The sequence below is a fragment of the Paracoccus aestuariivivens genome (assembly GCF_009711225.1).
Taxonomy (GTDB): Bacteria; Pseudomonadota; Alphaproteobacteria; order Rhodobacterales; family Rhodobacteraceae; genus Paracoccus; species Paracoccus aestuariivivens.
In genome coordinates this window covers 688,568-712,010 of sequence record NZ_WMIE01000001.1, presented here as the reverse complement: position 1 = coordinate 712,010, position 23,443 = coordinate 688,568, and the positions used below count along the sequence as shown (strand labels likewise).

The 23,443-nt window shown below is 60.3% G+C and carries 21 protein-coding genes; 11 read left to right on the top strand and 10 right to left on the bottom strand.

All coding sequences use genetic code 11. From position 1 onward, the window contains the following. Positions 1-149 precede the first annotated feature (149 nt). Both GL286_RS03615 and GL286_RS03610 read left to right on the top strand, forming a co-directional pair. Entirely contained in the window at positions 150-1,358 is a 1,209-nt protein-coding gene (locus GL286_RS03615; RefSeq protein WP_155094154.1) for an HlyD family secretion protein, read from the top strand. Positions 1,359-1,361: 3 nt separating this feature from the next. Then, the gene (locus GL286_RS03610) at positions 1,362-2,954 is read left to right on the top strand and encodes a DHA2 family efflux MFS transporter permease subunit (RefSeq protein WP_155094153.1); all 1,593 of its coding nucleotides are present in this window, start codon (positions 1,362-1,364) and stop codon (positions 2,952-2,954) included. Positions 2,955-2,971: 17 nt separating this feature from the next. On the opposite strand, the gene GL286_RS03605 is transcribed toward GL286_RS03610, so the two are convergent. From GL286_RS03605 to GL286_RS03590, 4 genes are all read right to left on the bottom strand, one after another. Beyond that, entirely contained in the window at positions 2,972-3,424 is a 453-nt protein-coding gene (locus tag GL286_RS03605; RefSeq protein ID WP_155094152.1) for a hypothetical protein, read from the bottom strand. Positions 3,425-3,538: 114 nt separating this feature from the next. Then, a complete protein-coding gene (locus GL286_RS03600; RefSeq protein ID WP_155094151.1) occupies positions 3,539-5,035 on the bottom strand; it encodes a tripartite tricarboxylate transporter permease in 1,497 nt (498 codons plus the stop codon). A gap of 12 nt (positions 5,036-5,047) precedes the next feature. Continuing rightward, positions 5,048-5,548 (bottom strand): tripartite tricarboxylate transporter TctB family protein, encoded by a 501-nt coding sequence (locus tag GL286_RS03595; protein WP_155094150.1) that lies wholly within the window; start codon positions 5,546-5,548, stop codon positions 5,048-5,050. 87 nt (positions 5,549-5,635) lie between these two features. Beyond that, positions 5,636-6,628 carry a Bug family tripartite tricarboxylate transporter substrate binding protein gene (locus GL286_RS03590; RefSeq protein ID WP_155094149.1) on the bottom strand — a complete coding sequence of 331 codons (993 nt, stop codon included), beginning with the start codon at positions 6,626-6,628 and terminating at the stop codon, positions 5,636-5,638. A gap of 217 nt (positions 6,629-6,845) precedes the next feature. On the opposite strand from GL286_RS03590, the gene GL286_RS03585 reads away from it, so the two are divergent. Beyond that, complete coding sequence (locus GL286_RS03585; RefSeq protein ID WP_155094148.1) at positions 6,846-7,670, top strand: alpha/beta hydrolase; 825 nt, start codon at positions 6,846-6,848, stop codon at positions 7,668-7,670. Positions 7,671-7,685: 15 nt separating this feature from the next. On the opposite strand, the gene GL286_RS03580 is transcribed toward GL286_RS03585, so the two are convergent. From GL286_RS03580 to GL286_RS03570, 3 genes are all read right to left on the bottom strand, one after another. Continuing rightward, positions 7,686-10,817, bottom strand: a complete 3,132-nt coding sequence (locus GL286_RS03580; RefSeq protein WP_155094147.1) for an efflux RND transporter permease subunit — start codon at positions 10,815-10,817, stop codon at positions 7,686-7,688. Between the two features lie 26 nt (positions 10,818-10,843). Then, on the bottom strand, positions 10,844-11,872 hold the full coding sequence (locus GL286_RS03575; protein ID WP_170295027.1) for an efflux RND transporter periplasmic adaptor subunit: 1,029 nt from the start codon (positions 11,870-11,872) through the stop codon (positions 10,844-10,846). 272 nt (positions 11,873-12,144) lie between these two features. Further along, positions 12,145-12,918, bottom strand: a complete 774-nt coding sequence (locus tag GL286_RS03570; protein ID WP_246184810.1) for an IclR family transcriptional regulator — start codon at positions 12,916-12,918, stop codon at positions 12,145-12,147. Between the two features lie 97 nt (positions 12,919-13,015). Here GL286_RS03570 and GL286_RS03565 point away from each other — a divergent pair, with 97 nt between their 5' ends. The 7 genes from GL286_RS03565 (at position 13,016) to GL286_RS03535 (ending at position 20,215) form a co-directional block, all read left to right on the top strand. Further along, positions 13,016-13,753, top strand: coding sequence for an SDR family oxidoreductase (locus tag GL286_RS03565; RefSeq protein ID WP_155094145.1), 738 nt, complete (start codon positions 13,016-13,018; stop codon positions 13,751-13,753). Between the two features lie 33 nt (positions 13,754-13,786). Further along, complete coding sequence (locus tag GL286_RS03560) at positions 13,787-14,605, top strand: amidohydrolase family protein (protein ID WP_155094144.1); 819 nt, start codon at positions 13,787-13,789, stop codon at positions 14,603-14,605. Then, positions 14,602-16,107, top strand: a complete 1,506-nt coding sequence (locus tag GL286_RS03555; RefSeq protein ID WP_155094143.1) for a sugar ABC transporter ATP-binding protein — start codon at positions 14,602-14,604, stop codon at positions 16,105-16,107. Before GL286_RS03560 ends, GL286_RS03555 begins: the two co-directional genes overlap by 4 nt. Positions 16,108-16,126: 19 nt before the next feature. Then, complete coding sequence (locus tag GL286_RS03550) at positions 16,127-17,104, top strand: ABC transporter permease (RefSeq protein WP_155094142.1); 978 nt, start codon at positions 16,127-16,129, stop codon at positions 17,102-17,104. Positions 17,105-17,132: 28 nt separating this feature from the next. Further along, positions 17,133-18,080, top strand: a complete 948-nt coding sequence (locus tag GL286_RS03545; protein ID WP_155094141.1) for an ABC transporter substrate-binding protein — start codon at positions 17,133-17,135, stop codon at positions 18,078-18,080. 93 nt (positions 18,081-18,173) lie between these two features. Then, positions 18,174-19,451, top strand: coding sequence for an L-fuconate dehydratase (locus GL286_RS03540; RefSeq protein WP_155094140.1), 1,278 nt, complete (start codon positions 18,174-18,176; stop codon positions 19,449-19,451). After that, positions 19,451-20,215: an L-fucose dehydrogenase gene (locus tag GL286_RS03535; protein WP_155094139.1), complete on the top strand. Its 765-nt coding sequence runs from the start codon at positions 19,451-19,453 to the stop codon at positions 20,213-20,215. Before GL286_RS03540 ends, GL286_RS03535 begins: the two co-directional genes overlap by 1 nt. 3 nt (positions 20,216-20,218) lie before the next feature. Here GL286_RS03535 and GL286_RS03530 read toward each other — a convergent pair whose 3' ends face one another. After that, a complete protein-coding gene (locus tag GL286_RS03530) occupies positions 20,219-20,569 on the bottom strand; it encodes a hypothetical protein (protein ID WP_155094138.1) in 351 nt (116 codons plus the stop codon). A gap of 92 nt (positions 20,570-20,661) precedes the next feature. Between GL286_RS03530 and GL286_RS03525 the strand changes: the two genes are divergently transcribed. Then, positions 20,662-21,576: a LysR family transcriptional regulator gene (locus GL286_RS03525; protein ID WP_155094137.1), complete on the top strand. Its 915-nt coding sequence runs from the start codon at positions 20,662-20,664 to the stop codon at positions 21,574-21,576. A gap of 14 nt (positions 21,577-21,590) precedes the next feature. Here GL286_RS03525 and GL286_RS03520 read toward each other — a convergent pair whose 3' ends face one another. Then, positions 21,591-22,910, bottom strand: coding sequence for a TRAP transporter large permease (locus GL286_RS03520; RefSeq protein WP_155094136.1), 1,320 nt, complete (start codon positions 22,908-22,910; stop codon positions 21,591-21,593). Beyond that, positions 22,907-23,443 (bottom strand): TRAP transporter small permease, encoded by a 537-nt coding sequence (locus GL286_RS03515; protein ID WP_155094135.1) that lies wholly within the window; start codon positions 23,441-23,443, stop codon positions 22,907-22,909. Before GL286_RS03515 ends, GL286_RS03520 begins: the two co-directional genes overlap by 4 nt.

The following is a 23,443-nucleotide window of genomic DNA, read 5'->3' as shown; positions in this document are numbered from 1 at the left end:
CCTTCAAATTGGGGATGGCTGTCCCCATTTGCTACATTGACCGAACGGTTCGGTCAATGTATTTCCAGACGCTACAACCGCATTGAATCACGGTTGGCCCCCTCACCGACGCGCCGACATACGGCTCCTGCATGAAAGAAGGCCGGATCATGGCAGTTTCTGACGATAAAAGCACTCCCGACCAAAAGCCTGCGTCAAAAGGCAGCGGTGGCAAGGCGAAACGCGTCCTGTCGATCCTTGGGATTCTTGTCTTGTCCGTGGCGGGCTATGAGGGTTGGCACTGGTACAGCTTTGGCCGCTTCCATCAGGAAACCGACGATGCCTATCTACAGGCCGATCTGATCCAATTGCAGGCGCGGGTGACGGGCTATGTGTCCGAGATTATGGTCGAACCCAACGCTCCGGTAGCCAAGGGGCAGGTCATTGCCCGCATCGACCCCGAAGATTACCAACTGGCATTGGAGCGGGCCCGCAACAGTCTGGCGACAGCCAAAAGCGCCGAGAACCAGCTTCAGGCCCAGATCACGGCTGCGCATGCCTCGATCGCGCAGGCTGAGGCATCGGTTGCCGCCGCCGAGGCGACGAATGACGGTGCGCAGAAATCGTTCCGGCGTGCGAACGAACTGAAATCATCTTCGGCGGGGACTCAGGCCGCATTGGACGCCGCCGAAGCGACCGCGAAATCCACTGCGGCTCAGGTGCAAAGCGCAAAGGCTGCTTTTGCCCAGTCCCAGGCCGAATTGACCGTTCTGAATGCCAAGGTCGATAGCGCGGCGATCGAAACCCGTTCGGCCGAGACTGCGGTCCGCCAAGCCCAGCGTGATCTGGGTTTCACCGAGATCCGCGCCGCATTCGACGGCGTTCTGACCGAGCGGCAGGTCGAGACCGGCTCGTTCGTGACGACCGGTAGCCGGATCGGGACGCTCGTTCCGGTCAACAAGGTCTATGTCGAGGCCAACTTCAAGGAAACGCAGATTGCGTCGATCCATCCCGGGGCCGAAGTTTCGGTCCGTGTCGATGCGTGGCCGAAAGAAGTGCTGCATGGCACGGTCGTCAGCATGACGGCGGGAACCGGGCAGGTTTTCAGCCTGCTTCCGGCATCGAATGCCACGGGCAACTTCACCAAGGTTGTACAGCGCGTTCCCGTCCGCATCGAAATCTCGGATGCCGACCGAGAGCGTCTGCCGCTTCGCCCCGGCATGTCCGTGATTTCTTCGGTCGATACCCGCACGGGCGAGGCGACGCCGCTGGTTCCGGCATATAAGCCGGAATCCGACTCGCCCACCGAACCGCAAGGCGCGACCATCAGCGAGAGCCAACATCTTTCGACCCAGAAGGTCGCCCGGACCGGAGGCTAAGCCATGGCCGCTGTAGCCTCGGCAGGGGCGGGCGCGGCACCGGTTGCCCCGCCGGCTCAGGATAGTATCGACCCCCGCCGGTTGGTCACTTTCCTTCTGATGGTACTGGGGATGTTCATGGCGATTCTGGACATCCAGATCGTCTCGGCATCGCTGCCCGAGATTCAGGCCGGTCTCGCCGCTTCGGGGGACGAGGTTCCGTGGATCCAGACCGCCTATCTGATCGCCGAAGTCATTATGATCCCGCTGTCAGGCTATCTGTCGCGGATGTTGTCGACGCGTTGGGTCTTTACGATCTCGGCGGGCGGCTTCACCGTGATGAGCCTGATGTGCGGGCTTTCGAGTTCGATCGACGAGATGATCCTGTGGCGCGCGTTGCAGGGCTTTGTCGGCGGTGCGATGATCCCGACGGTATTTGCCTGTGCCTACACGATCTTCCCGCGCTCGAAGATGCATATCGTTTCGCCGATGATCGGGTTGGTTGCCACTCTGGCGCCGACGGTCGGACCCACTTTGGGAGGCTATCTGACCGAGTATCTCAGCTGGCACTGGCTGTTTTTCATCAACATCATCCCCGGCATCATCGTCACGGTTGCGGCCTTTACGCTGATCGACTTCGACAAGCCCGACCTGAGCCTGTTCAACAAGTTCGATTGGTGGGGCTTCCTTGGTCTGGCATTGTTCCTTGGCGCGTTGGAATATGTGCTTGAGGAAGGTGCGGGCGACGACTGGTTCAACGATCATATGATCGTCATCATGACCGCTGTGACAGTGACGGGGGCCTTCCTGTTCTTCTGGCGCGCCTTCACCGCCGAGGAGCCCATTGTCCGGCTCGATGCCTTTGCCGACCGCAACTTCGTCATGGGTTCGTTGTTTTCCTTTGGGATGGGGATCGGGCTTTACGGTCTGATCTATATCTTCCCGGTCTATCTGTCGTCCGTGCGGGGCTATAACTCGTTGCAGATCGGCGAAGCGATGATCGTGTCGGGGGCTTCGATGTTCCTGACGGCTCCGATTGCGGGACGGCTTTCGCGCTCGGTCGATCCGCGCATCATCATGGGCATCGGTTTTGTAATGTTCGCCAGCAGTTGCTGGATGATGACCGGTCTGACCGAAGACTGGGACTATTGGGAGATCTTCGTGCCGCAGATCCTGCGCGGCGTCTCGCTGATGCTGTGCATGGTCCCGGTGTCGAACATCGCGCTGGGAATGTTGCCGCCGGAAAAGGTCAAGAATGCCTCGGGGCTGTTCAACCTGACGCGGAACCTTGGTGGTGCGGTCGGGCTTGCGATGATCAACACGGTCCTGACCAACCGCGAAGCATTCCATTTCGCGCGCCTGTCCGAGGCGGTCAACCTCACCAGCGATGCCGCGCGGCAAGCGACCGAAATGCTTGAACATGCCTATTCCAGCCTTGGGGATGCGGCGGAAAGCGCAGCGATAGCGACCATGACCAGCATGACGCAACTCCAAGCGATCATCATGTCGCTGACCGACGTGTTCCTGCTGTTGGTGGTACTGTTCCTGGGGCTTGGGACGTTGCTGCTGTTCGTCGACAAACCCGGTGCTTCCGGAGGCGGAGGCGACGCCCATTAAGGCGTCGCCCAAGGGCATCAGCGCATGCCCTGCATCATCTGCATCAGGCTCATCACGGCCATGATCTTCTGGGTCTTGCTGTCGACCTGATAGATGCTGTTATTGTCGCTGTAATACTGCGAGCCGCTATATTGCTGCAGGTTGTAAAGGCCCGGATTGGTTACGCGGCGATAGTTGTTTGCCTGAAAGCGTTCGCCAACGCGCAGCTGCCTGTCACGACGTGCGTGACCCGGACGCAGGCACTCGCCCTTGACCGCGACCAACCCCTGCGGACAGCGGAACTTGCGCTGTTCGCGGGCATAGCGCTCGCGGTAGTCGCGGCTATCACGATGATCACGCCAGTCGTCGTGTCGGTAGTCGTGTTTATGATCGTGGTCGCCATGACGGCCATGGCGGGGATCAGCCTGAACTGCGGTCGCGGCGATGGTGAAGATCAGAAAGGCAGAGCCGATAATGCGGCGAATTGGCATGATGTCTCGTTCGGACAGAAGGGTTACAGTACGGCCTTCGTGACTGAACATGCTGTGCTTCGCAATGTGGGATACCGAAGGGGATGACCCCTTCGGCAATTCCTTGCTTGCGCCTTAGGCGGTGCGTTTGCGGCGCAACATTTTCCATGCCGGTGTGCTGGAAAGGATGATCAGCACCACCACCGTGAACAGGCACAGCGACAGCGGACTGGAGACGATGCCGCGCATCAGGCCGCCAAAGCTTTCCTGTTCCGAGATGATCGCCCGCCGCCAGTTGTCGTCCAGCAGTCGGCTAAGGATCACACCAAGAATGATCGGACCCAACGGGTAGCCGTATTCCTTCATGAAATAGCCGAAAACCCCGAAGCCCAGCATCCAGTAGACATCCGTCACGCTGTTGTTGACGGCATAGGCCCCGACGATGGACAGCACGAGGATCACCGGGATCAGCACGGTTCGCGGCAGCTCGACGATTTTCACGAACAGCTTGATGCCGGTCAGGCCGAACAGCAGCATGAAGCAGTTGGCCAGCATCAGCGAGCCGACGATGAACCAGAACATATGTGGTTGTTCGACCATCAGCATCGGTCCAGGGTTCAGCCCGTGGATGAAAAGTGCGCCGATCATGATTGCGGTCACCGCATCGCCCGGAATGCCCAAAGTCATCATCGGAATGAACGCACCGCCGACGGCCGCGTTATTTGCCGTCTCGGGCGCGACCAGCCCCTCGACCGCGCCTTTGCCGAAAGGCGTTTCCGGATTGCGGGTGGTGCGTTTGGCGTAATCATAAGCCATCAGCGCCGCAATGTCGCCGCCAGTGCCCGGCAACGCGCCGACGATGGTGCCGATGGTCGAGGTTTGCAGTCCCAGCGGCAGATGTTTCCGTACCATCGGCCAAGCCGGAATGATGCGCGAAATCTTCTGCTTGACCGCAGGGGTGTTGACCGAATGCAGCTGCGACAGGGCCTCGGCGACACCGAACATCCCGATCATCACGGCGACAAAGGACACACCACCGCGCAATTCGTCGATGCCGAAGACGAAGCGGTCCTGCACCGTCAGTGGGTCCATTCCGACCGCTCCGATGGCAATGCCAAGCGCGCCCGAGAATACGCCCTTGACCAGACTTTCACCCGAAAGCGAGCCGACCAGAAGGATGCCCATGACCGCAAGCAGCATGAAGTCACGCGGCTGGAAGCGGATGGCGAAATCCGACAGGGACGGCGCGAACAAAGCCAGCGCAAGGATGCCGATAAAGCCGCCGATGAACGACACGACGGTGACGATTCCGATGGCCTCGCCGGCGCGGCCCTGCTGGGCCAGCGGGAAGCCGTCCATGGCGGTGGCAATGGCCGAAGGCGCGCCGGGAATGTTCAGCAGGATCGCGGTACGAGAGCCGCCATACACGCCTCCCATATAGATGCCGATCATGAGCGCCAGCGCCGGATAGACATCCCATGAGAAGGTGAACGAGATCAGGATCGAGACGGCCATGGTGACCGACAGACCCGGTATGGCGCCGACATAGATGCCCGCGAAGGTGCCGACCGCAATCAGCCCGAGCAGCTTCAGGTCCACGACCGGCATAAGCAGGTTCGACAAAATGTCCATTTGCGTTTCCGATCAGAAAATCGAGCTGATCCAGGCGATGATCTCGCCCTCGGGGACGATGCCCTGTGGCATGAGCACGCTGAAGATCAGGCGGAAGATAAGATAGATCAACGCGACCGTGCCGGCTGCGGTGCCAAGGCAGAAGCCAAGGCTGTGCCCCGAGAGGTAGCGGATCATCACAAAGAGGAACAGGACCGAGGTCGGGATGAAACCCAGCGGACGCAACAAGACCGCATAAAGCGCGATCATCACGATGGTGACGATGATCGGCAGCGGGATGATGTCGCGTGCCAGTGTCTCGGTATCCGAGGCAGGTCTGCGAAGGACGTCCCACAGGATGCGTCCGGCCGATAGGAACATGACCGCAGTCGTGGCCATAGGCACAACGCCGGGCGCGGACAGCGCCTCGAAGCCGGAAATGCCGTAGGCTGAATAGAACAGGAACAGGCTCACCCCGAACAGGAACAGGTTGAAACCCAGTTCTCCGGGGCGTCGGTTGCGCGAGCTTTGCATCGCGGGACCTCCCATGGTCTGGAATGACGGCACCGCCCCGCATCATGCGAGATCCGGGACGGCGCTTTCAGTGTCTATAAGCCGGGATCAGGGCTTCGGGATACCGAATTCCTCGGGTGACTTCTTGGCGATGCCGCCTTCCCAGATCAGCCACGAGGTTTTGGACTGCCAATCGTTCAAGTAGGTCTGGGCTTCCTCGCCGGTCAGCGACAGCATCTTGTAGCCGCGGCCTTCCATCAGCTTGACGAAGTCGGGATGCGCTGCGCCGGCCTTGTAGGCTTCGGTCAGCTTGGCCACCGCGTCATCCGGAGTGCCTTTCTTGACGAACACACCGAAGAACGGACCCCAAGGCAGGATATCGCCGAATTCCGGGTTGGTTTCGACGACGGTCTTGGTTTCGGGAAGCTGCGGCGCGGCTTCGGTATCGAAAATCGCGATTGCCTTCATCTTGCCACCCTTGATCGACTCGATGGCCGCACCCAGAACGGCAGGCATCACGTCGATTGCGCCGCCTTGCAGGGCGGTCAGGGCAGGGCCGTCGCCGTCATAGGGGACGAAGGTGACCTCGATCGGTGCCTTCGACTGGATCATCGAGGATACGACCGAAGGCAACCCGCCCGGACCGGTCGAGCCGAACTTGACCGTTTTGGGGTTTGCCTTGATGTATTCGATCATCTCGGGATAGGTGTCGAACGGCGCATCGGGGCGGGCGACAAGAATCGGCACGCCGCGCGCAAGCACGTTCACCGGAACGAAGTCCGAGTAATCTTTCTGGCCAAGCTGCATGACCTTATAGAGCAGCGGGTTTTCGGCTCCGAACAGAACCGTGTAACCATCGGCATCCGCGCGTTCGACCTGGTTCAACCCAATGGCGCCAACGCCACCCGTGACGTTCTGCAAGATGACCTTACCACCCAGAACCTCTTCGGCATGGGGCGTGACCGAACGCGCGACCGTGTCGGTCGAGCCGCCAGCACCCCATTGAATGATGCCCTGAATGTCTTTTTCAGGGAAATCGGCCAGCGCGGGCAGTGCCGCAAGCCCCATGACGGCGGCTGCGCCAAGTAACGATTTCAACATAGGATCCTCCCAAAAATCTGCTGTGACCCGTCCCCTCAGGTCGCTGTACTGAAAATCCACGATTGGACGGTTAACTGCAAATACCCATTCTCGAAAGAGAGTAACAGCATGTTAATTTCCGGTGTCATCGCTTGTTCTCTTGCCGGTCGCGGAGGCGCGGTTCAAGGTGCCACCCTGCCGGATTGGCTTGACGAAACAGGGCGATGGAAGGTTTGAGATGCTACACGCGGTCACGGATTGGGATCTGGCCTATAACAACACGGCGAATATTCCCGATGGTGGTTCATGGCCTGCCCGTTGGGTCGAACCCGCCGAGGCGTTCCGCAACCGGCTACAGGCAGCGGGTCGTGCCCGACTGGGGCTGAGCTACGGACCCAAACCCCGAAACCTTTACGATCTTTTCTTGCCCGAGGGAGCGTCCAAAGGGTTGGTCGTCTATGTGCATGGCGGCTTCTGGATGGGGCTTGATCGCAGCTATTGGTCTCATCTGGCAGCGGGACCATTGGCGCATGGCTTTGCCGTGGCCATGCCGCAATATACGCTTTGTCCGGAAAGCCGGATATCCGGGATCACCCGCGAGATTGGCGCAGCCATTACCGCCGCCGCAGGTCAGGTCGCCGGTGCTGTCGTGCTTGTCGGTCATTCCGCAGGCGGACATCTGGTCAGTCGCATGGCTTGTCAGGATTCTCCGCTTGACCTCGATCTGCGCAGCCGGCTTGCGCACATCGTTTCCATCTCGGGACTGCACGACTTGCGGCCGCTGTGTCAGACCTTCCGGTGCGAACCGCTAGGCTTGATTGGCGATGAGGTCGTCAACGAAAGTCCGGCGCTGCAATCACCGTTAGACGGGACTCGGCTGACCTGCTGGGTCGGTGCGATGGAGACTTCCGAGTTTCGCCGCCAATCCTCGCTTCTGGCCAATATCTGGTGCGGATTGGGCGCGTCGACCGCGTTGGTCGAAGAAGCCGACCGCCATCACTACAATGTAATAGATGGCCTGGCTGAGCCAGACCATCCATTGGTTCGTTGTTTGATCGCCTAGATCGTTTGAGGTGGTTTATTCGGGGGCCTTGGTTTTGCCCCCATGCACTTTCTCGCGCAGCCACTGGATCATCTTGAAGTAGACCGGCACGAAGATCGAACCGGCAATGGCCGACATGATCGTACCACCGAACACTGCGACCCCCAGCGAAACCCGGCTGGCTGCACCTGCGCCCGTGGCAATGACCAGCGGGAACACGCCTGCGATAAAGGCCAGACTGGTCATCATCACAGGACGGAAACGCAGTCTTGCGGCGGTCAATGTGGCCTCGTGCAGGTCCATTCCTTCGACTTCGCGCAGGGTTTTGCCGAATTCGACGATCAGAATGGCCGTCTTGGCCGCAAGCCCGATCAACAACAGCAAACCGATCTGGCCGTAAAGGCTAAGCGGTTGCCCTGCCAATCCCGTCCCGATCAATGCCCCGACCAGTGCGATCGGCACCGAAAGGATGATCGCAAAGGGCGTCATGAACGATTCGTACAGCGCTGCGAGGAACAGGAAGGTGAAGACCAGCGACAATCCCAGCGCGATCGGCACGGCATTGCCCGATTTGCGTTCCTCGAAGCTCGAGTCCGTCCATTCATAGCGGTAACCCGGAGGCGCGGCATCAGCAGTCACCTGCTCCATCGCGTTCATCGCATCGCCGGTACTGAACCCGCCCGGGCCATTCGGGATGCCGGTGATCGTCGCCGAGTCGTAGGTGTTGTAGCGATACAGAACATCCGCGCCACGGCTGGGTTTGATCGTGACCAGCGTGCTGAGCGGGACCAGATTTCCGGTATTGTTGCGGACGTAGAAGTCCTGCAGATCGTTTTCGTTCTGGCGGAACTCGGCATCGGCCTGCACCATGACGCGGTAGGTTTCACCGTACAGGTTGAAGTCGTTGACGTAAGCGCCACCCAGTTCGGTTTGCAGCGTCAGGAAGATGTCGCTGATCGGAACGCCCAGCGTTTGAGCGCGGATCCGGTCAACGACAATTTCAAGCTGAGGTGCGCCGGCATTGAAGGTACTGAAGGCGCGGGCAATCTCGGGACGGGCATTGGCCCCTGCGATCAGAGCATGCAAAGCAGTGGCAAGTTCTTCGGGGCTGCGGCTTTGGGTATCTTCCAGCACATAGGAGAAGCCTGCGACGGTCCCCAGACCGGGAATGGCCGGTGCGCCAAATACGGTCGCCACAGCCTCGGGCATCTGGCCGAACATTGCCTGATACTTGGCCTGCAATGCGACCTGTGATTGCTCGGGTGCCTTACGCTCATCCCAAGGTTTCAGCTTGGCGATGATCATGCCGGTATTCGACTGCAACGCGGTGTTCAGGATCGAATAGCCGTTCACCGAGACGACGTTTTCGACCGACTCATCCTTTTTCAGCGCTTCCGAGATCTTATCCATCACCAGTTCCGTCCGCGCCAGTGACGCGGCTTGCGGCAATTGGATGTCGACGATGAAGAAGCCCTTATCCTCGTTCGGGATAAAGCTTGTCGGTGTACGGACAAACAGGATCCCAAGCGAAGCCAGCAGGGTCATGATCAGCACAAGGCTGATCAGCATGTGGCGCGCAAGAAAGTCGACGATGGCGACATAGCCGTTGGTGACCTTCTCGAAGATGCGGTTGAAGCCACGGATAAAGAAGTTCGGCTCTCCACCATGTTTCATCAGCGTTGCGGCAAGCGCGGGGCTGAGTGTCATGGCATTGACCATCGAGATCAGAACCGCGACGACCAGCGTCGTGCCGAAGTTCGCGAACATCCGGCCGGTGATGCCGGGCAGAAGCGTCGCAGGACCGAACACGGCTGCCAGCACCAGCGAGGTCGCGACAATTGGGCCCGCCACTTCCTGCATGGCCTTTTGCGTCGCCTCGCGGGCAGACAGGCCATCGTGGTGCATTAATCGTTCGACGTTCTCGACGACGATGATGGCGTCATCCACCACCACCCCGATGGCAAGGATCAGCGCGAACAGCGTCACCGTATTGATCGTCAGACCCAGCCCGTAAAGCACGGCCAAAGTACCGATGATCGAGACAGGTACGGCTATTGCCGGAATAAGCGTCGCCCTTAAGCTGCCAAGAAACACATATGTCACCGCGATCACCAGAAGAACGGTGAAGATCAGGGTCATCGCGGTTTCTTCCAGCGACGAGGCGATGAATAGCGTGGTGTCGTGACCAACTGCGTATTCAATGCCTTCGGGGAAGCTTTGCGAAAGCTCGTCCATCTTGGCGCGGACGCCTTTGGCGACATCAAGCGAGTTCGCGTCGGACAGCTTGTAGATGGCCATCAGCACGCCGGGAGAGTTGTTGAACTCACCGTAGCCTTTATAGACCTCGGCCCCCAATTCGATCCGCGCGACGTCCTTGAGGCGCAGGATCGAGCCGCTGGCATCTGCGCGAAGCACGATGTTGCCGAATTCTTCGGTATTCTTCAGGCGACCTTGTGTGGTCAGAACATATTGGAATTCGGTCGAATCCGGACTTGGTGCTGCACCAAGTTGCCCAACCGCCGCCTGAACGTTCTGGTCGCGGATCGCACCGATCACCTCTTTGACGGTGATCCCTTGATTGGCGAGCTTCACGGGGTCAAGCCATGCCCGCATGCCGTAATCGAGCGCACCGATGATGCTGGCTTCGCTAACGCCCGGTAGGCGGCCAAGCTCGGCCTCGATGTTCAGGCTGGCATAGTTCGACAGGAACACGCGATCGAACCGGTTATCCGGAGACAACAGGTTTACCACCATCAGGATGTCGGGGTTGCGCTTGCGCACCTTGACGCCGCGGCGGCGGACCTCTTCGGGAAGTTGCGCCTCGGCCAGTTTGACGCGGTTTTGTACGTCCACCTGCGCCAGATCGGCGTCGGTCCCGACCTCGAAAGTGATGGTCAGCGTGTAGCTGCCGTCACTCGCCGATTTCGAGGACATGTAGACCATGCCCTCGGCGCCGTTCACCTGAGACTCGATCGGCGAGGCGATAGAGTCCTTGACCGTATCGGCACTGGCACCCGGATAGTTCGCGTTCACCACAACTTTGGGTGCCGAAATGTCCGGATACTGGTCGATCGGCATGACGACCAGTGTCAGCAGACCCATCAGGGTGATGACAATCGAAATGACGAAGGCAAAGCGTGGCCGGCGGATAAAAAATTGCGGTCCCATGTCGGATCAGCCCCCGTGACGCCAGGTCATTTCTGGAATGGTTCGGTTTTGACAATGTCGCCTTCGCGGACCTTCTGAAGCCCTTCGACGATCACTGTCGCCTTCTCCTCCAACCCATCTATGATGGTCCAATCCGCACCGTCTCGGATGCCGACCTCAACGTTCTGGCGGGCGACCTTGCCCTCGGCGTCGACGGTCATCACATAATGGCCCTGCTGGTCCTGACCCACGGCCCGTTGCGGTATGGTTACCGCGTCGATCCCCTCGACCGTGTTGCCTCGCAGTGTCACGTTCATTCCCGGCAGCAGTACCCCGTCGGGATTGGGGAATTCCGCGCGTGCCGCAATCGAGCCACGGGTAGCTGCTGCCTGGAAATCCCAACTGACGAACGAGCCCGTCTGCGGATAGATCTGCCCGCTGGGCATGATCAGGTTAAGCACAAGCTTCGGAATCTCGGTTCCGGCGTCACGCATCTTGTTGCGGCGCTGAACGAAGACATCATAGGCCTGCTGGCTAACAAAACCGGTCGCGAAAATCGGATCGAGCCCGACAATCTCGGCTAAGGGCAGGGGCTGGGCCGGATTGTTTGGCATGACATAGTCTCCGACCGATACATTGGCGGCGCTGATCCGGCCCTCGAACGGGGCGACGATCTTGGTATCCGCGACTGCCTTCGTGGCGCGGTCAACGGCGGCTTCCGCCGACTGTACCTGCGCCTTTGCGGCATCCAGTTGCGCGGTCGCCACGTCCAGTTCGGACTGCGATGCAGTCTGCCTACTGACTAGCGTTCGCTTGCGATTATACTCAAGTTGTGCCTCACCTGCGTTGGCTTTGGCTAGGGCGACTGCCGCTTGGGCGCCGGCCAAGGCAAAGCGAAGATCGCGGTCGTCCAGCTCGAACAGCAAATCGCCTTTTTTGACGATCGCACCGGGCGTCACATAGCTGGCAATCACCTGGCCCGTCACGACTGGGCGAATCGTTGCCTTTTGTTCCGCTTCGATCACCGCGGGGTGATTGAACTCGGGATGGATTTCCCGTCGTTCGGCAGTTTGCACCAACACCGTCATCGCGGGTTTGGCGTCTTGTGCATATGCAGCGAAGTCACCTAGCTGGACTACAAGAAACGAGCTTGCAAGAATAAAGGCAGGAACTTGGCGAAGAGAGACAAAGGGCATTGGCGCGTCCTTGTTCCAGAAGTTCTCGGCCTAAGCTAGCAAGGCACTTCACCTAAGGTAAATGACTTTACTCGTTCGCACGGCTCCGCCAAATCGCTTTTTTTTCAAAAGTATTGCGCATTTGAGACATATAGCACCCCCTGCTGCGGCGCTTAGTCGCGTGCCGATAATGCGGCCGCAACCTGTCTCAATGCCTGCAATGCGCGATCGGTGTTCAAGGCGGATACTTCGTCCGGATGCTGGATGTATGCGCAGGTCAGAACCGCGATAGCTTCCGAGCCCGGATCAAGCACCGGCACGCTGATATCCGTGACCCCGACCAACTGGCCCGACGGCTGCATCCGATAGCCTTGCGCCAAGACGTCGGGAAGCTGCGTCGCTACCTGCTCTAGCCGAGATATAGCGTCGGACACCCCCCAATGCCCCAAGGTTTCGATGATTTGGTCCGGATTTTGGAAGGCCAGCAAAGTCAGCCCCGAGCCGGTCCTGAACAGATCCATCTGTGCGCCAAGCCTTGCGCGGAACTCCCAATGTCCAGTCGGACTGGCTTGGGCAACCACGATTCCCGTGCCCTGTTCCGGCAGGACGAGATGGCAGGACTGACGTAGCTCGCGCGCGAATTCGTCCATCAAGGGCTGGGCCTGCGCCACCATCCGACGCAGCGGCGGGTGACGTGTCGCCAACAGGAACAACTTCATGGTCAAGGCATAGCGGTCGCCGCCCTCGATTCGGGTCACATAGCCACGCGCGACAAGCCTTTCCAGCATTCTGTAGATCTGCGATGGACTTAGCCCCAACTCCTTGACGATTTCCGCGCGGGTCAAACCGCGTGCCTGATCGGCCAGAACCTCGAGAATGTCCAAGCCCTTATCCAGCGCCGGGGCGCGATAGCGATCCACTGCGGCGTCTTGCATGTCCTCGGTCATCGGCAGTCCTCCCTACCCAAGAAATTGCTTGCCACAATTATTCATATGTGGATAGCATATTCATATAAGAACAGAGGCTGAGGGCAGGGAGGGTCTGATGCGGCTGAAGGACAAGGTCATTCTGGTGACCGCCGCGGGGCAGGGAATCGGTCGGGCAAGCGCGCTGGCACTGGCCGCCGAAGGTGCGAAAGTCATCGCAACCGATCTGAACGGCGACTTGCTTCAGGGACTGGACGGGATCTCGACCGAGGTACTGGACGTGACCGATGCACAGGCGATCAATGCAATCGCTGCCAAAGTCGGCCCGCTGGACGGGCTGTTCAATTGCGCGGGCGTCGTCCACAACGGCACGCTGCTGGATATCGACGACAAGGATTGGGATTTCGCGTTCAGCCTGAACGTGACCGCCATGATGCGGCTATGCCGCGCCGTGATGCCGGGAATGCTGGAACGTGCGTCGCAGACGGGCACGGCCTCGATCCTGAACATGTCGTCCATGGCAAGCTCGATCAAAGGCTTTGCCAACCGGACCGCTTACGGCGCGTCGAAAGCGGCGGTACTTGGCCTGACCAAGGCGATTGCCGCCGATTACGTCAAGCAAGGCATCCGCTGCAACGCATTGTGCCCCGGCACGGTGGACACGCCCAGTCTGCGTGGACGCATCGCGGCCTCTGCCGATCCGGTGCAGGCCGAAAAGGATTTCATTGCCCGCCAGCCCATGGGGCGGCTCGCCACGGTCGCGGATATCGCGCCGATGGTGGTCTACCTGCTGTCGGATGAAAGCCGCTTCGTCTCGGGTCAGGCGATGCTGGTCGATGGAGGCGTGACGATCTGATCCTTCCGTTTCGCGACCAGGGGAGGGGTAGCGATGCAGGTTCTCGACGCACATTGCCACTTCTGGCGGCTGGACCGCGGGGATTATGGCTGGCTTGACGGCAAAGGCGGTCCGCTACAGGCGATACGTCGCGACTTTACTCCGCAGCAGCATCCGGGCGAAGGCCCTGTCATTGCAGTTCAGGCCGCCCCGAGTCTGGCCGAAACGGATTACCTGCTGTCTCTGACTGATCCGCGAATTGTCGGTGTGGTCGGTTGGGTTGATCTGAGATCCGCGCAGGCCGTCCATGATCTGCAGCAGCGGGCCCAGAATGCAAGGTTTCTGGGTATCCGCCCGATGTTGCAGGATATTCCGGACACCGACTGGCTATTGAATGCACCGCGCCCCGAGGCATTGGACACGCTGGTCGAACTGGGTCTGACCTTCGATGCGCTGGTGACGGAAAGGCATTTGCCGGTCCTTGCGCAGTTTGCCGATTCAAACCCCGACATTCCCGTTGTCATAGATCACGCCGCCAAGCCCAAGCCTGCGGACCGCAAGAATTGGTCACTCGGAATGCAGCGGCTGTCAGCGCAAGGGCATCACTGCAAACTCTCGGGCCTGCTGACAGAACTTTCCGCTGATGAACTACGTGATCCGTTGTTGGCCTTGCGTCCGGTTGTTGCGGAACTGCTCGATTGGTTCGGGCCGGATCGGCTGATCTGGGGCAGCGATTGGCCCGTGCTGAATCTGGCGGGCAGCTATGCCGGTTGGCGCGACCTGACCGATGAATTGCTGGCCGGATTGTCGCCTGATGAGCGGGCCGCAGTCATGGGCGGAAACGCCAAGCGGTTTTACGGGGTGAAGCCATGACCGAACTGGTGCGGATGGAGGGAATCGACAAGCGCTTCCCCGGTGTGCATGCCCTGAAATCCGTTGATTTTGACCTGCGCGCGGGCGAGGTTCACGCCCTGATGGGGGAAAACGGCGCGGGAAAATCCACGCTGATGAAGATCCTCTCGGGCGTCTATCACGCGGATGAGGGGCGCGTCCTGATCGACGGGGCCGAAGTGGCGTTGCCCACACCCAAGGCCGCTCAGGACCTTGGAATTGGCATTATCCACCAAGAGCTTGCGTTGATGCGCGATCTGACAGTCGCGCAGAATATTTGGATCGGACGCGAGCCCAGACTGTCATTTGGTCGTCTCGACGAGGCCAAGTTGAACACCGATGCCGCCGCGATCTTCGAGGCCATGCATATCCGCATGGACCCCCGCGCCACGGTTGGCGGCATGACCATCGCGCGCCAGCAGATGGTCGAGATCGCGAAGGCTTTGTCCTATCGCTCGCGCGTGCTGATCATGGACGAACCGACCGCCGCGCTGAACGATGCCGAGATTGCGGAACTTTTCGCCATCATCCGCAAGCTGAAGGCCGAGGGCGTCGGTATCATCTATATCAGCCACAAGATGGACGAGATCAAACGCATCTCGGACCGCGTGACCGTGATGCGGGACGGGGCCTATGTCGGCACCGTCGAAGCCGCCGACACACCGATTTCAAAAATCATCTCAATGATGGTCGGGCGCGAACTGAGCGACGAGATCGCCTCGGTCCCAGACCTGTCTGCCGCCGAGACGGCGTTGGAGGTCGATCACCTGTCACGCGGGCACGAGTTGCGCGACATCAGCTTTTCGGTGAAATGCGGCGAGATTCTGGGTTTTGCAGGCCTGATGGGCGCGGGGCGTACCGAACTCGCGCGGGCCATTTTCGGAGCAGAACCTGCCGATCAGGGCGAAATTCGCGTTCACGGCAAGCCCGTGCAGATACGCAGCCCGTCGGATGCGGTCGATGCCGGTATCGGCTACTTGTCCGAGGATCGTAAGCAGTTCGGCCTTGCGCTTGGTATGGACGTCCGCGCGAATATCGCCATGGCCAGCCTGCCGCGCTATGCTGACCGGATCGGCCGTATCGATGAGCCGGAACTGGGGCGGATTGCCCGCCGCTATATCGAAACGCTGACCATACGCACGCCGGGTGACCGGCAGGAACTGCGCCTGCTGTCGGGCGGCAACCAGCAGAAGGTCGTCATCGCGAAATGGCTGCTGCGCGATTGCGATATTCTGATTTTCGACGAACCGACGCGCGGCATAGACGTCGGCGCCAAGGCTGAAATCTACCGTCTGATGGGCGAACTGGCGGCATCTGGAAAGGCAATCATCGTTATTTCGAGCGAGTTGCCTGAAGTGTTGCGTCTGTCGCATCGTATCGCGGTCATGTGCGAAGGGCGGTTGACCGGCATCCTGCCCGGAGGGGCGTCGCAGGAAGACATTATGGCGTTGGCGACCAAGCGTGAGGGGCTTGCCGCCGAATGACGCCCGAGGGAGAGAGACCATGACCGAGAAGCAGGCCCTTCGCGGCGGTGCGCAACAAAAACTTCTGGCCTTTGCCAGTCTGATCGTTCTGGTCATCGGCTTTTCGCTGGCCAGTCCCCGGTTCTTTCAGGTCGACAACATCATGTCGATCCTGCAGGCGACCTCGGTCAACGGCGTGCTGGCGGTCGGCGTGACAATGATCATCATCACCGGCGGGATCGATCTGTCGATTGGCACGCTGATGACGTTTTGCGCGGTGATGACCGGCGTCGTCCTGACGTGGCTGGGGATGCCTTTGCTGCTTGGCGTGGCGACCGGAATGGCGACAGGGGCGCTTTGCGGGCTGATCTCGGGGACGTTGGTTGCCAAGGCCAAGATCCCTCCGTTCATTGCCACATTGGGGATGATGCTGATCCTCAAAGGGCTTTCGCTGATCGTGACCGGCACAAAGCCGATCTACTTCAACGATACCGAGGGCTATACCGAGATTTCGCAGGGCTCACTTGTCGGTAAACTGATCCCGCAATTTCCGCTGCCCAACGGCGTGTTGATCCTGTTCATTGTCGCGGGGGTCATCGCTTGGGTGTTGGGGCGCACGGTGCTGGGACGCTACACCTTCGCTCTTGGCTCGAACGAGGAAGCCGTTCGCCTGTCCGGCGTCAACACCGACCGCTGGAAAATGTCGATCTATGCGCTGGCGGGTGCGATCTGCGGCATTGCGGGCATCCTGATGTCCTCGCGCCTGAACTCTGCTCAGCCCGCCTTGGGTCTGGGCTATGAACTGGAAGCCATCGCGGCGGTGGTTATCGGGGGCACGTCATTGTCTGGCGGGCGCGGCACGATCACCGGCACATTGATCGGCGCGCTTATCATGTCGGTCCTGACGAACGGTCTGCGCGTTCTATCGGTCGCGCCCGAGTGGCAGACCGTCGTCACCGGCTTCATCATCATCGTTGCGGTTTATGCCGACCAGCTACGTCGGCGGACTGCTGACTGATACCACCGTGAACATCAGGGAGGAAAACATGTTCACAAGACGCAGACTGATCGGCGCGGCAACGGCGCTGGCATTGATGTCGGGGGCAGGCCAAAGCGCATTTGCTCAGGACAAAGTGTATATCCCGTTGATCTCGAAAGGGTTCCAGCACCAGTTCTGGCAAGCGGTCAAGCTGGGGGCGGACAAGGCAGGGGCCGAATTCGGGGTCGACGTGACCTTCGAGGGGCCGGACAATGAGACGCAAGTCGACAAGCAGATCGACATGCTCGCCGCCGCTCTTGCCAAGCAGCCCGCCGCTGTGGGCATCGCCGCACTGGACAGCCAAGCCGTGATCCCGCTGCTGAAAAAGGCGCAAGCCGCGAATATCCCGGTCATCGCGTTCGACTCGGGCGTGGAAAGTGACATTCCCCTCTCGACCGCTTCGACCGACAACACCGCCGCCGCGGCTTTGGCCGCTGACAAAATGGCCGAGCTGATCGGCGGCGAGGGCAAGATTGCCGTCGTCGGCCACAGCCAGACCTCGTTGACGGGCATCCATCGCCGCGATGGCTTCGTCAATGGCATCAAAGAAAAGCACCCGAATATCGAGATCGTCGCGCTGGAATATGGCGATGGCGACCAGCTGAAATCGACCGAGATCACCAAGGCGATCCTCGCCGCCAATCCCGATATCAAGGGCATCTTCGGCACCAACGAAGGCTCGGCCATCGGTGTGCTGAACGGTGTGCGCGAGATGGGCGCGAAGGCGGTCGTGATCGGCTTCGACTCGGGCAAGGTTCAGAAAGAGGCGATCCGCAGCGGCGCCATGGCCGGAGCGATCACCCAGAACCCGGTTGGCATCGGATACGAGACGGTGAAAGCCGCCGTCGCCGCAGCCAAGGGTGAAAAACTTGAGAAAAACGTCGATACCGGCTTCTACTGGTACGACAAGTCGAACATTGACGCGCCGGAAATCGCGGCGGTCCTTTACGACTGATCACCTTCGCCGGGGGCGTCCTGCCCCCGGCCCATTCCATGAGGACAAGATGAAGCTTCCGAGCAGCGGCCCGCTTGGCCGAGAGGTGAAGGCATGACCAAGATCACCGGCCTGCGCACCGTCGATGTGCGTTTCCCGACCAGCCAGCATCTGGACGGCTCGGATGCGATGAACCCCGATCCCGATTACTCGGCGGCCTATGTGATCCTTGAGACCGACGGCCCGCATGAGGGCCATGGCCTGACCTTCACCATCGGGCGCGGCAATGAAATCTGCGTCGCCTCGATCGAGGCTTTGCGGCCGATCGTCACCGGCCTCGACCTTGGCTGGATCGCGCAGGATATGGGGCGATTCTGGCGGCATATCACCTCGGACAGCCAGCTGCGCTGGATCGGCCCGGATAAGGGCGCGATCCATCTGGCGACGGGCGCGGTCGTCAACGCGGTCTGGGACCTGTGGGCGAAGTCCGAGGGCAAGCCGGTCTGGCAACTCGTGGCCGAGATGTCGCCCGCCGAACTCGTGCGCTGTATCGATTTCCGCTATCTGACCGATTGCATCACACCCGAATGGGCGCTGGATTTCCTGACCGAGCAGGCCAAGGACAAAGCCGCCCGCATCGAGACGCTGAAAGCCGAGGGTTATCCCTGCTACACGACCAGCGCGGGTTGGCTGGGTTATGACGACGACAAACTGCGCCGCCTCTGCCGCGAGGCGGTTGATGCCGGTTTCCGCCATATCAAGATGAAGGTCGGCCGCGACCTTGACGACGATATCCGCCGCCTGACCATCGCACGGGACGAGGTCGGCCCGGACGTCAACCTGATGATCGACGCGAACCAAGTCTGGGAGGTCGATCAGGCCATCGACTGGGTCGGCAAGCTCGCCTTCGTGAAGCCGTGGTTCATCGAGGAACCGACCAGCCCCGACGATATCGAAGGCCACCGCAAGATCCGCGAGGGGGTCGCCCCCGTGCAGGTCGCGACCGGCGAGATGTGCCAGAACCGGATCATGTTCAAGCAATTCATCATGCGCGGCGCAATCGACGTGGTGCAGATCGACAGCTGCCGCATGGGCGGGCTGAACGAGGTGCTGGCCGTCATGCTGATGGCCGCGAAATATGGCCTCAAGGTCTGCCCGCATGCCGGGGGCGTCGGTCTGTGCGAATATGTCCAGCACATGTCGATGATCGACTTTCTGTGCATCGCGGGTACGCGCGAGGGTCGGGTCATCGAATATGTCGACCACCTGCACGAGCATTTCCTTTACCCCTGCAATATCCGCGACGCGGCCTATATGCCGCCGACCATGCCGGGTTTTTCGATCGAGATGAAGCCGGAAAGCCTTGAAACCTATCGCTTCAAGGGGGCGTGATGGATCTGCATCTGCAAGATAAGCTGGTCGTCGTTACCGGCGGAGGTTCGGGGATCGGCGCGGGCATTACGGAAGTCCTGCGCGAGGAAGGCGCGCACGTCGTGATCGTCTCGCGCCGTCCGCCCGAGCCTGAATGGCTGGCGCAGACCGGCGCGGATTTTGTGCAAGCCGAGTTATCCGACGACAATGCTTGCTGCGCTGCGGTTGCAACAATCCGGTCGCGTCACGGCATCGTCCACGCATTGGTCAACAATGCGGGCGCAAATGATGGGGTAGGGCTGGAGAAAGGGCCCGATGCGTTTCGCGCCAGTCTGAACCAGAATCTGGTCCATTATTACCTGATGGTGCAGCTGCTGGCGGACGATCTGCGGGCTTCGCGCGGCGCGATTGTCAATATCACCTCGAAGACCGCGTTGACCGGACAGGGGGGGACCTCGGCCTATGTCGCGGCCAAGGCGGCGCAGCTTGGTTTGACGCGCGAATGGGCCGTCGACTTCCTGCCCGACGGCGTGCGGGTCAATGCCATCGTCGTGGCCGAGGTGATGACGCCGCTATACCGCCGCTGGCTGGACACCATGCCCGATCCCGATGCGCGTCTGGCTGATATCGCCCGCAATATCCCGTTTGGTCAACGGATGACCACGGCGCGCGAGATCGCGGATTGCTGCGCTTTCCTGCTATCGGATCGCGCGAGCCACATGACGGGCCAATGGCTGCATCCTGATGGCGGCTATGTCCATCTGGATCGGGCGATTGGCGGCTAGACTTCAACTGGCCGATCCGGTCCGCGCAGCAGCCGGTTCGGAACTGATGGTGACCGCATTGCCGCTGCGCGAGAAGTGATAGATCTCGGTCAGGTGGCCGGGCAGCGAAAAGCTGAGCGCGTCACCGTCTTTCAGGTCCATCATCAGGCGTTTGGGCTCGCTTTGATTGTCCTTGGCGACATAGGCCGCATGAACGCGGTAAGCGGCATCCTTGGACGGCGTGAAGAATACGGCCATATCCGTTTCGCCGCCCGCCAAGGTCATGCCGTTCATCGGCGTTTCCAACGTGATTTCACCGGCAGATGCGGCAAATGGGGTCAGGGCAACAGCAAGCGCAAGGGCAAAAGCCTTCATTTCGATTCTCCGGGGCTGATTGAGTTACTGGACATGTGGGCCCGCGCGGCGCAAAACTCAAATCGATCCAAGATATATTAGGCATAACCAGAATGGATTTTCAGCCTCGGGATCTGGGACTGCTGGTTTCGCTGGAGGTGCTGCTTCGCGAGCGTAGCGTGACATTGGCCGCGCGTCGGTTGGGGATCAGCCAGCCTGCAATGTCTGCGCAACTTGCCCGATTGCGTGGTCTGTTGAACGATGACCTGCTGGTCGGGAACGCACATGGCATGGCATTGACGCCGAGGGCAAGCGCAATGCGACAGCCACTGAGTGCTGCGATCGAGGAACTGCGCAGTCTTGTCGCCAGTCCCGCAGGCTTCGATCCGGCGCAGGACATCCGCCATTTCAGGATCGCGGGCTCGGATCTGGCCCTGATCGTCCTGTTGCCGAAACTCGTTCCCTATCTGGCCAGAGTGGCGCGGGGAATAACCATCGAGACGGTGCATCTCGAATTGGACCGGATTGCCGCCAGCATGGAGCGCGGCGAGTTGGACTTCGCGGTCACCAGTGCCGAGAATGCCCCACAGGCATTTCCGGCGCGGCTGATGGCCGAGGAGAGTTTCCGCACGATCTGGAGCAGGGACCATCCGGAACTTCGGGATGCGATCAGTCTGGAACAGTTTTGCCGCCTGCGGCATGTCGTGGCGGTGATCCCCGGCGGTGGCATTCTGGACGAAGTCGATCGGGCTTTGGGAGAGTTGGGACGTGCCCGTGAGGTCGGGGCACGCGTCCCGAATTTTCTGTTGGTCCCTTCGATCATTCGGGCCAGCGAGATGGTGTCTGTCGTGCCGCAGCGTTTGGCCGCAGCCCAACCCGACGGCCTGCACGTCGCCATGCCGCCCATCGATCTGCCCAATTTCAAGGTCTATCTAAGCTGGCATCGTCGCTTGCATCAGGACCCCGCAAGCCGTTGGCTGCGCCAGACCATTTCGGATCTGGTAGCGGAAGATCCGGCCATGGATTGACCGGACCGTTTCGGTTACCCTAGCAGACGGACCAATCCCAATGTGACGAAGGGGAAAGCAACCAGCAACACGATGCGGATCATGTCGCTGATCAGGAAGGGTAACATACCGCGGAAGCTTTCGATCATCGGAACATCCCGCGCCATGCCGTTGATCACAAACACATTCATCCCGACCGGAGGCGTGATTAATCCGACCTCGACCACGACGACGGCAAGGATGCCGAACCAGATCAGCGTGTCCTCTCGGCTCATGCCGAAATCAAGTCCGGCGATGATCGGGTAAAAAATCGGGATGGTCAGCAACAGCATGGACATCGAGTCCATGACGCAACCCAGCGCAAGGTACAGAAGCAAGATTGCCAGCAATACCAGCATGGGCGATAGGCCCATATTCTGGATCGCTTGCGCCGCCAGCATCGGAGTCTGGGTCTGGGCGAGAAAGGCGTTGAACATTTCCGCCCCCAGCATGATCAGAAAGATCATGGCCGAGGTCGAGGCTGTTCCACGCAGGCACGCCATCAGGCCCTCGAGCCGCATTCCGCCATGCAGAATGGCCAGAACGCCCGCGCCAAACGCGCCGACGGCAGCAGCCTCGGTCGGGGTGAACCAGCCGCGATACATGCCGACGATCACAAGGGCGAAGATCAGGATGATCGACCATGTCTCGCGGAGTGCTGCGATACGCTCGGGCCATGTGATGCGGGGACCGGCGGGACCATCCTCGGGGTGACGGCGGACATAGATCGCGACGGCCATGATATAGCCAAGCGCGGCCAGAATGCCGGGGATCATCGCGGCAACGAACATCTTGGCGATGCTCTGCTCGGCCATCAGGGCATATAGAACCAGAATGACCGAGGGCGGGATCAGGATGCCCAAGGTTCCGCCCGCAGCCAGCGATCCGGTCGAAAGCGCACCCGAGTAGTTGTAACGCCGCATCTCGGGCAGGGCGACCTGACCCATGGTCGCGGCGGTCGCGAGCGAGCTGCCGCAAATCGCGCCGAATGCCGCGCATCCCCCGATCGAGGCCATGGCCAATCCGCCCTTGCGATGCCCAAGGAATGCGGCGGCGGTGCGGAAAAGCGCGCGGCTCATTCCGGCTTTGGTCGCGAATTCACCCATCAGGACGAAAAGCGGGATCACCGATAGCGAATAGGTCGAGAACTGGTAATAGGTCGAGGTCTTGAGAAAGGCGAGCAGCGGCATGACGCCGGTGTAAAGCGCATATCCTCCGATCCCCACCGACAGCATGGCAACGCCAATCGGGATGCGGATGGCCATAAGGCCCAGCAAAACGGCAAATCCGGCCAGACCGGCAGAAATTCCGGTCATGCCAGCACCCCCTTGATATGGCCCCAGAAGGTCGCGGCACAGGTCGCGACCAGCAGCGCCATCGCGGGCAGGATGACGAAGAAGCTGGCCCAGATCGGCAAACGTAGAACCATGGTCTGTTCGCCATACTGGCGCATTTCTAACGCGCCATGGGTCAGTCGCCATAGCAGCAAGCCAGTGATCAGCAGATAGATCAGGTCACCGAAAGCCTCGAGGATGTGGTTCAGGCGCGGTCCGGAGCGCTGGGTGAAAAAATCGACCAGCACATTGCCGCCATTCACCTGACACCACGGCAAGAAGCAAAAGATCGCGATTGCGCTGCCAACCTCGACCAATTCGAAGTCGCCGGGGATTGGCTTGCCGACCACGCCGCGCAGGATGACGCTGGTGACGGTCATCAGCATCATTACGAGAAGGGTCAGGCCGCCTATCCCGGCAAACAACCGGCAAAGGGCGGTAAGCCAGCCGGGCACCGCGACGCGCTGCGCGTGTTCGGTCAAAGTCTCGGCTTCGACAATTCCGCCCTTCGTCAT

Coding starts and splice junctions, on each gene's coding strand:
- GL286_RS03615 (WP_155094154.1), top strand. CDS start 150: ATGGCAGTTTCTGACGATAAAAGCACTCCCGACCAAAAGCCTGCGTCA.
- GL286_RS03610 (WP_155094153.1), top strand. CDS start 1,362: ATGGCCGCTGTAGCCTCGGCAGGGGCGGGCGCGGCACCGGTTGCCCCG.
- GL286_RS03605 (WP_155094152.1), bottom strand. CDS start 3,424: ATGCCAATTCGCCGCATTATCGGCTCTGCCTTTCTGATCTTCACCATC.
- GL286_RS03600 (WP_155094151.1), bottom strand. CDS start 5,035: ATGGACATTTTGTCGAACCTGCTTATGCCGGTCGTGGACCTGAAGCTG.
- GL286_RS03595 (WP_155094150.1), bottom strand. CDS start 5,548: ATGCAAAGCTCGCGCAACCGACGCCCCGGAGAACTGGGTTTCAACCTG.
- GL286_RS03590 (WP_155094149.1), bottom strand. CDS start 6,628: ATGTTGAAATCGTTACTTGGCGCAGCCGCCGTCATGGGGCTTGCGGCA.
- GL286_RS03585 (WP_155094148.1), top strand. CDS start 6,846: ATGCTACACGCGGTCACGGATTGGGATCTGGCCTATAACAACACGGCG.
- GL286_RS03580 (WP_155094147.1), bottom strand. CDS start 10,817: ATGGGACCGCAATTTTTTATCCGCCGGCCACGCTTTGCCTTCGTCATT.
- GL286_RS03570 (WP_246184810.1), bottom strand. CDS start 12,918: ATGACCGAGGACATGCAAGACGCCGCAGTGGATCGCTATCGCGCCCCG.
- GL286_RS03565 (WP_155094145.1), top strand. CDS start 13,016: ATGCGGCTGAAGGACAAGGTCATTCTGGTGACCGCCGCGGGGCAGGGA.
- GL286_RS03560 (WP_155094144.1), top strand. CDS start 13,787: ATGCAGGTTCTCGACGCACATTGCCACTTCTGGCGGCTGGACCGCGGG.
- GL286_RS03555 (WP_155094143.1), top strand. CDS start 14,602: ATGACCGAACTGGTGCGGATGGAGGGAATCGACAAGCGCTTCCCCGGT.
- GL286_RS03550 (WP_155094142.1), top strand. CDS start 16,127: ATGACCGAGAAGCAGGCCCTTCGCGGCGGTGCGCAACAAAAACTTCTG.
- GL286_RS03545 (WP_155094141.1), top strand. CDS start 17,133: ATGTTCACAAGACGCAGACTGATCGGCGCGGCAACGGCGCTGGCATTG.
- GL286_RS03540 (WP_155094140.1), top strand. CDS start 18,174: ATGACCAAGATCACCGGCCTGCGCACCGTCGATGTGCGTTTCCCGACC.
- GL286_RS03535 (WP_155094139.1), top strand. CDS start 19,451: ATGGATCTGCATCTGCAAGATAAGCTGGTCGTCGTTACCGGCGGAGGT.
- GL286_RS03530 (WP_155094138.1), bottom strand. CDS start 20,569: ATGAAGGCTTTTGCCCTTGCGCTTGCTGTTGCCCTGACCCCATTTGCC.
- GL286_RS03525 (WP_155094137.1), top strand. CDS start 20,662: ATGGATTTTCAGCCTCGGGATCTGGGACTGCTGGTTTCGCTGGAGGTG.
- GL286_RS03520 (WP_155094136.1), bottom strand. CDS start 22,910: ATGACCGGAATTTCTGCCGGTCTGGCCGGATTTGCCGTTTTGCTGGGC.
- GL286_RS03515 (WP_155094135.1), bottom strand. CDS start 23,443: ATGACGAAGGGCGGAATTGTCGAAGCCGAGACTTTGACCGAACACGCG.